Annotated in this window: 9 protein-coding genes; all 9 read left to right on the top strand. The window is 45.4% G+C overall.

Going from position 1 to position 12,525, the window contains the following annotated elements:
• Positions 1-11 precede the first annotated feature (11 nt).
• The 9 genes from NKF87_RS04890 to NKF87_RS04930 all read left to right on the top strand — a co-directional run bounded on the left by NKF87_RS04890 (position 12) and on the right by NKF87_RS04930 (position 12,524).
• Positions 12-3,698 carry a phage tail tape measure protein gene (locus NKF87_RS04890; protein WP_253584094.1) on the top strand — a complete coding sequence of 1,229 codons (3,687 nt, stop codon included), beginning with the start codon at positions 12-14 and terminating at the stop codon, positions 3,696-3,698.
• Between the two features lie 3 nt (positions 3,699-3,701).
• Positions 3,702-4,400 (top strand): phage distal tail protein, encoded by a 699-nt coding sequence (locus NKF87_RS04895; RefSeq protein WP_253584096.1) that lies wholly within the window; start codon positions 3,702-3,704, stop codon positions 4,398-4,400.
• Positions 4,401-4,413: 13 nt separating this feature from the next.
• Positions 4,414-6,120, top strand: coding sequence for a phage tail protein (locus NKF87_RS04900; protein WP_173903038.1), 1,707 nt, complete (start codon positions 4,414-4,416; stop codon positions 6,118-6,120).
• The gene (locus tag NKF87_RS04905) at positions 6,117-7,631 is read left to right on the top strand and encodes a DUF859 family phage minor structural protein (RefSeq protein WP_253584098.1); all 1,515 of its coding nucleotides are present in this window, start codon (positions 6,117-6,119) and stop codon (positions 7,629-7,631) included. Before NKF87_RS04900 ends, NKF87_RS04905 begins: the two co-directional genes overlap by 4 nt.
• Before the next feature lie 15 nt (positions 7,632-7,646).
• Complete coding sequence (locus NKF87_RS04910) at positions 7,647-8,453, top strand: BppU family phage baseplate upper protein (RefSeq protein WP_173903040.1); 807 nt, start codon at positions 7,647-7,649, stop codon at positions 8,451-8,453.
• A 17-nt stretch (positions 8,454-8,470) separates the two neighbouring features.
• Entirely contained in the window at positions 8,471-10,180 is a 1,710-nt protein-coding gene (locus tag NKF87_RS04915) for a hypothetical protein (protein WP_253584100.1), read from the top strand.
• 417 nt (positions 10,181-10,597) lie between these two features.
• Complete coding sequence (locus tag NKF87_RS04920) at positions 10,598-11,992, top strand: hypothetical protein (RefSeq protein ID WP_253584102.1); 1,395 nt, start codon at positions 10,598-10,600, stop codon at positions 11,990-11,992.
• Positions 11,979-12,245 (top strand): hypothetical protein, encoded by a 267-nt coding sequence (locus NKF87_RS04925; protein ID WP_005422823.1) that lies wholly within the window; start codon positions 11,979-11,981, stop codon positions 12,243-12,245. Before NKF87_RS04920 ends, NKF87_RS04925 begins: the two co-directional genes overlap by 14 nt.
• Positions 12,246-12,296: 51 nt before the next feature.
• Entirely contained in the window at positions 12,297-12,524 is a 228-nt protein-coding gene (locus tag NKF87_RS04930; protein ID WP_005422819.1) for a hypothetical protein, read from the top strand.
• Position 12,525: the final 1 nt, after the last annotated feature.

Below are 12,525 nucleotides of genomic sequence, written 5' to 3' on the forward strand. Positions count from 1 at the left end.
GAACGCGAAACATGGCTAAAACCTTAATTGAGATTAGGGCAGAAACGTCGCAGTATCAGCAGGCGATGCGTCAGGCAGCAGCAGAAATGAAAAACCTGACGGCACAGCATTCGCTGGCTGCGGCACAAGCAAAGTTAAGCGGATCCGCGCAGGACGCCCTGCGTGCAAGAGTGACCGAACTGACATCGAAGATAGATGTTCAAAAGGGGATCGTGCAGCAGAATGGACAGCAGTATGACAACTTAAAACAGAAGTTGGAACTGCAAAAAACAGCGCACGATCAGCTGAAGACAAAGGTTGAAGCAGCAAAAAAAGCATATGAAGATAGTGCGAAAGCGACAGGCGAAGACAGCGAAGAAACACAGAAGCTGAAGGCGGAATATGAAAAACTGTCTTCACAGCTGTCCACCAGTGAAAGCCAGATCACAAAAACAGAAACAGCGATCACGAAGCAGGAAGCGGCAGTGAATCAGTCGAAAGCTGCGCTGACTGAAATGGAAGCGGAACTGAAAAATGTGAACGCAGAACTTGCGCGCGCGCCGTTTGACGGATATGCAGCAAAAGCAGAAAAGGTTGGCGGCACATTAACGAGTGTAGGGCAGAAACTTCTTCCGTTATCGACCAGTATCGCAGGACTTGGAGTTGCGGCTGTTAAGACGACAGCAGATTTTGACAGTGAAATGTCGAAAGTATCAGCGATTTCCGGAGCAACAGGAACGGATCTTGATAAACTGCGAGGAAAAGCCCGTGAAATGGGCGCGAAAACAAAGTTCAGCGCATCAGAAGCTGCACAGGGTATGCAGTATATGGCGATGGCTGGATGGAAGACGCAGGACATGATGGACGGCTTGGAGGGCATCATGAATCTTGCGGCAGCATCAGGTGAAGATCTTGCATCGACATCTGACATCGTAACAGATGCCCTGACCGCCTTCGGACTTTCGGCAAAAGATTCCAGTCATTTTTCTGATATTTTGGCGGCAGCATCATCGAATGCAAATACCAATGTGTCGATGATGGGGGAAACGTTTAAATACGCAGCCCCGGTTCTTGGATCGTTAGGATACACAGCAGAAGATGCTGCACTTGCGATCGGTTTGATGGCGAATGCAGGTATCAAGTCAAGTCAGGCGGGAACGTCTTTGCGAGGAGCCATCACAAACCTTGCAAAACCAACAGATACTGTTGCGGCTGCGATGGATAAGTATGGAATATCATTGACAGATAGTTCCGGTAAGATGCTTTCGTTGCGTGAATTGATGGAACAGTTGCGTCAGAAACTGGGCGGACTGTCAGAAGCGGAACAGGCACAGGCAGCAGCGGCATTGTTCGGAAAGGATGCAATGTCCGGAATGCTGGCGATTATAAACGGATCAGATAAAGATTTTGAAAAGCTGGCAGGAGCGATCGACAACTGTGACGGATCATCTGAAAAGATGGCAAACACAATGAACGACAATCTTCAGGGACAGATCACGATCCTGATGTCGCAGCTTCAGGAACTTGCTATCAGCTTCGGGGAAATTCTGATGCCAAAAATCCGTGATATTGTGACACATATTCAGAACTTTGTGGACAAGCTGAATGCAATGGACGAAGGACAAAAAGAAACAATTCTTCGCATCGGAATGTTTGTGGCAGCACTTGCACCGATGCTGATAGGATTGGGAAAAGTGATCATATTCAGCGCAAATGTATCACGCGCACTTGGAACGCTGTCAGCCGGGCTTGTAAAAGCAGGCGGATTTTCAGGGGTATTCACGAAAGCACTGGGATTGATTACATCACCAGCGGCGATTGTAGTGGGAGCGATTGCAGCAATTACGGCGGTTATTATTCACTTATGGAATACGAATGAAGATTTCAGAAATACGATCACGGCGATCTGGCAGAAGATCAAAGATGCCTTCACGACATTTGCGGCAGGAATCAGTGAAAGACTGTCAGCGTTGGGAATTACATTCAGTGATGTGACGTCAGCAATAAAAACAATCTGGGACGGATTCTGTAATTTACTTGCACCAGTGTTGGAAGCTGCTTTCAATACGATTGCAATCGCATTACAAACAGCTTTCAATGTCATTCTTGGAATATGGGATGTATTTTCTGCTGTATTCAGTGGCGACTGGTCTGGTGCGTGGGAAGCTGTAAAAGGAATTTTTTCAAGCGTCTGGGATGGTCTGAAAGAATATTTTTCAACAATAATCGGAGCAGTCAAAGGCGTAGCGGATGTTTTTCTTGGATGGTTTGGAACTAACTGGGAAACTGTCTGGAATGGAGTGAAAACCTTTTTTGAAGGAATCTGGAACGGAATATCTTCGTTTTTTGAAGGAATCTGGAATGGGATTTCAACATTCTGCACAACGGTGTGGAATGGAATTGTTACAAACGTGACGGCGTTCTGCACGACCGTACACGATACAATCAGCACAATCTTTAATGCTGTAAAAGATGTCGTGTCTAATGTGTGGGAAACAATAAAGAATGTGGTTCAGGTTGCGATCATGTTCATAGTGGAAGTTATCAAAGCCGCATTTGAATTGATAACCGTACCGTTCCGGTTTATCTGGGAAAATTGTCGAGATACGATCATAAGCGTATGGGAAACAATCAAAAGTGCGGTACAGACAGCAATCAATTTTGTGAAAGATAATATCATCACGCCAGTGATGAATGCGATCAGCACAACGATCACGACGGTATGGAATGCGATTCAGACGACATTCACAACGGTGATAAATGCAATAAAGTCTGCGGTACAGACGGCATGGAATTTCATGAAGGATAATGTGATCACACCAGTGATGAATGCGATCAGCACAACGATCACGACGGTATGGAATACCATCAAAACAACATTCACGACAGTGATAAATGCAATAAAGTCCGCAGTACAGACGGCATGGAATTTCATGAAAGACAGCGTGATCACGCCTGTAATGAATGGAATAAAAACAGTCATCACAACAGTGTGGAATGCGATCAAAACGGCAGTGCAGACTGCCGTAAATGCGATCAAAACGACGGTGCAGACTGTATTCAATGCAGTAAAGACAACAGTGACAACAATCTGGAACGCGATCAAAACAGGAACATCGACGGCATGGAATGCAGTGAAGACTGCGGTGACAACACCGATCAATGCCGCAAAGTCAGCAGTGACATCTGCGATTAACGGGATTAAGTCAACGATAAGTTCTGTATGGAATAGCGTGAAATCAGCAACGTCTTCAACATGGAACGCAATCAAGACAGCGATCACAACACCGATCAATGCAGCAAAAACTGCGGTAGGAAATGCGATCAGCGCGATCCGATCAAAATTCAACTTCAGCTGGTCACTGCCGCATTTGAAACTGCCGCATCCGTCTATCAGCGGATCATTCAGTTTGAATCCGCCATCAGTTCCACATTTCAGCATTAGCTGGTATAAGAACGGCGGTATTATGACAAAACCGACCGCATTCGGGGCAGCAGGCGACACATTGCTGGCAGGAGGAGAAGCGGGAGCAGAAGCCATCCTTCCATTGAAACAGTTCTATGACAGACTGGGCGACATGCTGGATAAAAAGCTGGATGCAATTATGACAGGAACAACGGTATATGTCTATGTAACAATGGACGGCGAAGTCGTGGCAACGAAAGTATATTCAAAAGTGGAAGAAAAATTCACAAATGAAATAAAACGGAGGAGGTAAAGCATGATCATAAACGGGATTGACGTCAGAAGATACGGGGCGACATTGCTGACGGCAGAAACAAAGCCCCCGAAGATGACGGCAAACTATGAAATGATGTCAAAAACACTTCTTCCGACAGAGTACGACACAGATATTCCGCTGGGTTCTATGACAATGACCATATACTTCAGGGGAAAGAACAGGGCGACACTGGAAAGAACAATGTCATCTTTTATGCAGAATTTCAGGTCGTCCTGCATTATGGAAGAAATCAGAGGATTCAAAGGAAAATATAAAGGGTTTCTGACTGGCGATGATTACGAAAAAACGCTTGAAAAGGAAAAAAGAATTCTGACATTAGAATTTGATGGATTCTTTTTTGACGACGAAGCGGAAGCGTTATTTGATCAGAAACTGGAAGGAAAGCTGTATGCAGAGGGAAGCAGGGACACACCTTGCATCATTGAAGTGACAGCAAAAGCGGATCTGACAAACTATAAGATAACACTAAACGGGGAACCGTACACTATTGAAAGCCTGATGAATGGCGAAACGATTGTGATTAACGGGAAGACCGGGAAAATAACAAAGGAAGGGGGCAACGCTTTCGGATCCGTGGATCTGTGGGCGTTCCCTAAACTGCAAACGGGAAGAAATGACCTTGCGTTTTCAACGAATGGCGCAAGGGTGATAGTTAGGTATTCCCCGATGTGGTTATAAAGGGGGATGATATATGCTTCAAATATATGATGATCAGCACCGGAGAATTGCAGGAATAGATGATCCGGATGATCTGAAAATTGAAAAAACATTATCATCCGGAGATAAGCAGATTTCATTCAGTTATCCGAAAACAGGATCAGAAATTGAAAATCTGCGGGCTGAATATTATATCAGGACAAAAGATGATGAATATGTTCTGAAGGAAATAAGCACAGGAGAAAATAAAAACAGTTATGTAGCGCAGCTGAATATAGAAGAATTGGAATCACAGGAATTTCTGTATGGATTTGAGAGCGTAACACAGACGGCGCGTGCCTGCTTGGAATTCGCTTTTGATGGAACGGGTTGGACAGTTGGAAATTGCACAGTAACAAAGCGAAGAACAGTCAGCATTGATGAAACGTGCAATGCTTGGGATGTACTTCAGGAGGTTATGGACACATACAGATGCGAATGCAAGATCGACAGTATCCAGAAGAAAATAGACCTATATGAAGCGATCGGAATGGATCGCGGAGCGTATTTCATAGAAGGATTAAACCTGCGGAAGTTGACACTGAAATCAGATACATATGATTTCTACACAAGAATTTATCCAGTGGGAAAAGATGGGATCACACCGGAAATTATGCTGGGGGTTCCGTATATTGACAATCATCAGTATTCAGATAAAGTGATTCCGCGCTATTGGAAAGATGAACGATACACTATCACTGAAAATCTGATCGAAGACGCGACTGCGAAGCTGGACACAGCATCGAAGCCGTATACAGCATATACTGCTGACGTTGCGGATCTGGCATCGCAGAAAAAGGAATACAGCATTTTGGAATATGACATCGGTGATACAGTGCATCTAATTTCAAAAACGGAAGCTACAAAAGAAAAACAGCGGATCGTGAAGATGACGGAATATCCGCAGCATCCGGATAAAAACACCTGTGAACTTTCTAATGTGACAAAGAGTTTTGCGCAGCTTCAGGAAGAAACAGAAGAAAAAATGAAGTCCGATGCAGTGGATCAGGCACAGGCAAGGACAAAGAAAACGCTGAATGAAGGATACTGGACAATCGAACAGGCACAGGCTGCAATTAAATCTTCAGAAAGCGGGATCATGACATCGGTTCAACAGGTCAGAACAGAACAAAGGGATCTGACCTATGCAGCAGAACAGGAAGCGAAAGACTATGCTTCGCAGCTGAATGAAAAGACCATTGAAAGAATGACAAATGAATATTCAACAGCACTGAATCAGACTGCAAATTCATTTGATATGTCTATTAAGTCGGTCGAAGAAACTGTGACATCGCAGGGCGACGAACTGGAAGAATTCAGAAGAGAGAATGAAACGTATTTCCATTACACGGATGATGGAATGGAGATCGGAAAAAAGCAAGATGGCGGGGTACTGCCGTTTTCAACATTGCTATCAGACAAAAGACTGGAATTCAGACAGGAAGGCGTTCCGGTGGCATATGTGCAGTACAATAAGCTGCACATTGAAAACGTCGAAGCGGTGCGAAGATGGTCAGTTGGAGCAGCAGACGACGGCGGATACTTTGATTTCATATCTACACAGTACGGAATGGGTGTGAAATGGAGAGAAGCGGAGCAGGTGGAAGAAACGGCAACACAGAGCGTCAAAAGGAAAAAACAGAAACAGGAATACAAACAGCTGATCGACGATGATGGAATATTCGAGGTAGTAAAAGTATGAGTACGACAAGAAGAGAAGTACCAGTCACAAGTATATATGCAAAGGCTGTCTTCACCGGGAATGTCAGCGGAGATGTAACAACAATCACATCAGTAACATTCACGCAAAACGAAGATGACTGGCTACTGGGTGTAAAAAAAGAAGATATGCCATCAGTCATGATCATTGATGGAAAACAATACAGATGGACAGTGAATTCCTACTTTACATTAAATACCATCGTAGCACAAGGAACATGGGTAAAAAAAGCAACACTGAACATTGGAACAAAGCTGACAATCAGAAAACCATTCTTCAAAATTGTATACGGTCAGAATCCGACACAAGAAGGAACAGAAATGACCTTTTCATTTTACGATCTGGGATCATTTACACCATACGGATTTAATCCGGGGGCTTCGGAATTTGAAATTGATGGAAAGACGGCAGTTCCTATCAATATAGAAAATGCAAATGAAGATTCACTGTTTTCTGTGAAACTATCATCTGATGCAACGTACAGATTCAAGTGGGCGATTGGATCAAAGTCGTATACGCTGGACAAAAAAACGTCAGGGGCGACAAAGATCAATACAAGCTACACCATACCGAAAAGCTGGAATGAAGAGATAAAAAACAGTACAGCGGGATCCTGCACACTTTCAGTTCAAGTGCTGTTTGGATCACAGGTATATCAATCAATGGATACTGCGGTGAGGGCGACAGTCCCGGATGATTGTGTCCCGGTGATCAATTCCATATCCATCGCAGATACAAAAGGGCGTGTCCCTACGGCGTGGGGGATGTTCGTGGAACATAACAGCAATATAGCCATTACCGCAGCGAATATCACAAAGTCATACGGTGCGGATATTGTATCAGTCAATATGGAACTGAATGACAGGACATATTATGGAACACCTTCTGCGTTGCCACAGTCATATACGTTGGAAGACTACGGGATCATGGACGTGACGGTGAAGATCCGTGATACAAGAGGACGGACGGCGGAAAAAACTGCAAAAGTGACAGTCGTGGAATATAACCCGCCGACGATTCAGGTGGATTCTATGAGGTGTGGACAGGATGGAACACTGGAAAATGAAGGCGTATATTTTTTAGCGACGACAGACAGCACATATTCAACATGCAACGGAAAGAATAAAGCAACACTTCAGATACAGTATAAACTTTCAAGTCAGGGTGTATATACGTCAGCAGTAAAAGAACTTCCGATCGGGGAAGCAACAACTGTTTGCGGCGGGGATCTGAATACAGAATTTTCATATGATGTTCGTTATGTGCTGAAAGATACATTCAATACAGTGACCGTCATTGACTTCGTATCAACAGCGGTATATGCAATGCATTTTTTGCATGGTGGGCGCGGCGTGGCTTTTGGATCGAAGGCAACCGTGGAAAACGCAGTGGATTTTACGTTTGATGCGATATTCAGGCATAGGGTGAAATTCATAAAATCAGATGGATCCGAAGTGACAATGCAGCAGATCCTGAAAAAACTCGGATTATAGAAAGGAGGGAAGACAGTGACACTTGAAAAAGTAATTCAGCGAATTGAAATTGAAATGTCGGGCGGGACAAAACAGTATATGGTGTCTGCAAAACAGGGAGATCGGGCAACAAGATATGTCGAAACCGTACTACTGGATCATGGGGAACCATACACGATCCCGGCGGGATCCAGCGTCACAGCTTTCATCAGAAAACCAGATAGACACAGGGTATATACACCGTGTGAATTCACGGACAATGTTGTGATGGTGGAATTGGACAGTCAGGCACTGGCAGCAGCGGGAACGGCATTGTGTGAAGTAGAAGTGAAATCTTCAGATCTGATGCAGGTGGTAACATCGGTCACTTTTGAAATAGAGATTGAAGCAAAGGTAAAAGATGAAGATGCGATCGTTTCGGGCGATGAACTTTCTATCTTCGATAAGACAATGAAACAGTATGCTGATCAGGAAACGAAACGTGTGAACGCAGAAGAAGCCAGAGCGAAGGCAGAAGCAGGTCGCGTGGACGCAGAAGAAGACAGAGTGCAGGCAGAAACAGGTCGCGTAAAGGCAGAGGAAGCCAGAGTGCAGGCAGAAACAGGTCGTGTGAACGCGGAAAAAGGCAGAGTGTCAGCGGAAAGCGATCGCGTCACAGCAGAACAGGAAAGACAGAAGCAGGCGCAAGAAGTTCTGGACAAGGCGAATGAAGCTGTAAAAATAGCGGGGCAGATCAATGAAGCGTCATATATGCTGGATAAAGATGCAAATATTAAATATGCATACGCAATTTATACAGAACGGGGAATCCCACATCTGGTATTAACACTGATCAATGAGTAAACAGGAGGAAAAGAAGAATGGAAGGAATTGATTTATCATTTCCGTCTTATGCACAGCATGAGAGAATGGCGGCGGCACTGGAAGCAATCGCACTGAACGGCGGACAGAATTCGGCGGAAGCACTTGACGCTGCGTGCAGACAATTACTTGACGGAACAAATACAACACGGGTTTTCTGGTCATGGTATCCGCGTGCGCTGGCGGCGGGCGAAACAGACAAATATAAATTGCTTTCAAGGTTTGCAACAGCAGCAGCACAGGCATGGAATGGAAAGACGTACACACTGCGAAGCTATGATCCGTCAGTATCAGGAATAACAAAAATGACACCGATGGATGATCTGGCAGATAAAGCGGCAGCACAGCTGTGTACAGAAAATACTGAAGCGATCGAAGACTGGGCGGATGAAGATCCGATGACATGGTATATCAGAGCAAACGCGCTGTCACTGGAAGACGGAACCATGAATATCACATATTTTGAAGGTGAAGATGGTTTTGACATCACTGGCGAAGATGCGCCAGTATATACATTTGCGCTTGCATTATGGATTAAAGAATGGAATGACGGTGCATATGATTATATTTCATTCAGAACAACAAGGGGATCCGGCTATTATCCAGATGCGGGGGATGTGGATCCGAAAAATAAAAAGCGACCGATCACATGGCACGCAACATTCCCCGGTGGTCTGGACAGCAAAGGCGCATTGACATCCGGCGCAGGGATCAAGGCATATAACTTCGCATCAGCAACGGCGGGGATCCAGAAGGCACGACAGAAAACAATTTATGAAGGACTGTGGAATGACTGCGATACAAGATGGATTCTTCGTATGTGGCAGTTAAGACATTTTGATCTGGAAAACTCAAACATCGCTGAAGGATGCACAAGTTACAACTATCAGTACATGGTAGCGTTGCCGGAAGAAAATGTGAAAAGGGTTCTTCTGTCTGCAAGTCAGGCAGCAGGATTCATTGTCGGATCCACGGTATCGGTTGGCGATATGGGCGCACAGTCGAATAAAGACAGATGGAATGCATGGATGCGTAACCTTGCGGATCTGGTGAAAGTATCTTCAATCGAAAAAGTAACAGTAAATGGAACAGAATACACAGCGATCAATCTTGACATCAGCGGAACGATCACAACGACAGCAACAACGTGTATTTCAACTATGCCGTGGCATTCGGGCGCAACAGAAGCATTGCCGGGACATAAAGACGGATGCACATTCAGCCTGACAGCAGGAAAGACACCGCTTCGTGTTGCTGGTGTAGAAGTTTTGGATGGATCATATACGATCGGGCTGGATCCACTGTATGACACGACTGCAAATGAAGCAGGAGGATTTGATTGTACTGTGTATCAGTGCCGCGACAGTCAGAAACTGTCGGGATCAATCACAGCGGACTATGAAGATACAGGTATTGTATATTCCGGTATGCCGTCCGGATGGAACTATGTGAAAGCATTTATCAAGTCAAAGTTGGGTGTGCTGTTTCCGAAGCTGATCGGCGGATCTTCAACGACTTATTTTAAATCGGCTTTCTACGGTTCCAACTCCGCCGGGGTTCGCTGCCCGTGGCGTTTTGCGTACTTGTACGATGGCGGGGCTGCTGGTCTGGCTGCGGAGACTGGCAACCATGCGCCGGGTAGCTCGAACTGGTACGGTCGTCCGCGGCTTTGTGGCGCGGGTAAAAAGCGGGGTGAATGGTCTGCGTAAGCAGACCAGAGGGGCAAGACCACTCATACACACCTAACAGGAAAAGAAAATAAAAAGGGTATGCAGGCGCGGGATCGGCTTTCTACGGTACCAACTCCGCCGGGGTTCGCTGCCCGTGGCGTTTTGCGAACTTGAACAATGGCGGGAATGCTGGTCTGGCTGCGGAGAATGGCAACAATGCGCCGGGTAACTCGAACTGGAACAGTCGTCCGCGAATTTATGTATTTATGAAGGCAGGTGAAAACTTGCTGAAATGCGTCTGTATATCCGCGCATAAGCGAAAATCAGTAAAACCGGAAGCCGGGAAACTGGCATGTATAACCGCGGGTTATGCGTGCGGCAAGTAGTAACAAGACGGATCCTGATTCAAGGATCTGTCGCAACCGAAAGCCGCTTCACACATAAAGTAAAAATAAGATGGCACATAAAAAGAGATATAAAAAGTTAAGCAGACAGCTGTGCGAACAGGCAGTTGTCGAATGTTTCAAAGGAAAATGGAGAAGAAACGATGTACTGACGTTTATTGAAAAGTATGCAGGAATTCCACGCGACGATATAAAAATAGATGATTTATCCGGATCGTGGAAGTACAAAAATGAAGCTGTTGAAGCGATTGGCTTGGCAATGCTTGGGATTGTGGAAGATCTGGTCGATCACGGAATAGAACCGGACGATATGGAACCAGTGACGATCCGGCAGCGTCCGGATGGAATGACGGGAAAGATCAGGGACATTGCACTGCTGTGTATTATGCATCAGCTGATCGGTCATATTACGAAACTGATGATAGAACCATTGATTCAGGCGCGATTGCTTCCAACGCAACATGCAAGCATTCCGGGACACGGGCAGACAATGCTGAAAGATCAGATGTTGCGTTATTTCCTGAAGGAATCGCTGGGAATTGAATATGTGAGAAAAACAGATGTTGTACATGCATATGCTTCACTTCAATACGATGTATGTATAGAACTGGTGATGATGGAAATTCCGAAAGCAAGATATGCGATCGGGCTGCTGAAATATTTAAAGAGCGTCGCACCGGGCGGACATCTGATCATCGGCGGGTATCTTGATGCATGGCTCTTTAATTTTGCGATGTCGTATGCGATCCGCTATCTGTATACACTGGGATCGACGCGAAGAGGAAAAAAGATACCGTATGTTATACGCTGCGGAACATTTATGGATGATTTTTCGATAGGATCCGGATCCATAAAAGGAGAACAGCGGGCAGTAAAAGCATTGGACAAGTGGATGACAAAGAATCGGCACTTGCAAATAAAAGAAACGACAGGAATTATCAAGCTGTTGCCGATTGAAGAAGAAAAGCGAAGGCGGAACCTGCCGCGTCCGGGGCAAAGGGGCGTACCGATGCTGGACATGGCAGGATACAGAATCAGCAGAACACACATCACGATCCGGCGGCGCGTATTCAAAAGGGCAAGACGACAGCTGATCCGTGGATATAGAGAACTGAAGCGTGATGGAACACTGCGCCGTGAACGGGCGCAGAAGATAATATCGTATAACAGCTATATTGAACAATCTGATTCATTCCATTTACAAGAAAGATACCACACGGAAGAACTGCTTCAGGTGGCGCATTGCGTAAATGGATTCTATGGACAACTGGAATATCAGAAAAGAATGGAGGAATTGCATGATTTACTTGAACGTAGATGCAGATCAGAAGCCGGAAAAGGTAATGATGGAAAATCTTCCGGGTGGCGCAATGACCGTCAGGATGGCGGACAATATCAAGGAATACCGTCAGGAAGACGCAAAGGATCGGAAGATGTACCGTTTTGATGAAGTAGTGTTTGAACTTCCGGCGGACAGCACGATCACGACAAAACAGATCGAAGATGACTTTGAAAAATACTGGGAGTACGGGAAGACTGATCAGGCTGGAAAAGACGAAGACATGAAAGATGATGAACCGGATCCGGAAAGTGGGGGAATGACGCGGGCAGAAATGACCGTTGAAATTCAGAAACTTCAGGAAAAGAATGAAATGCTGGAATCCTGTCTGCTGGAAATGTCGGAGCTTGTATATGCTTAATTTTGTTAGGCATTCAATATACAAAATTTTATTCGGGAAGGAGGGGCAGACATGGGCGAAGTGAAGGAACCGTATGAAGGCGGAACCGGAAGCCTGCTGGAAGTCGTCGACATGATGTGCGGCGTAACGGAAAAGCTGGCAGACATCGTCAGAAAACAGGCTGTCCTGATCGAGCAGGAGAGGATCGCGGGCGCGGTCTTCCCTGCCGATCTTTCGGAAGAAAGAAAACAGGCGGAAGATGATCTTGACAGGATCGAAATGAAACTAAGGAGGATATGAC

Source organism: Dorea longicatena, assembly GCF_024168045.1.
In the GTDB taxonomy this organism is placed as follows: domain Bacteria; phylum Bacillota; class Clostridia; order Lachnospirales; family Lachnospiraceae; genus Dorea_A.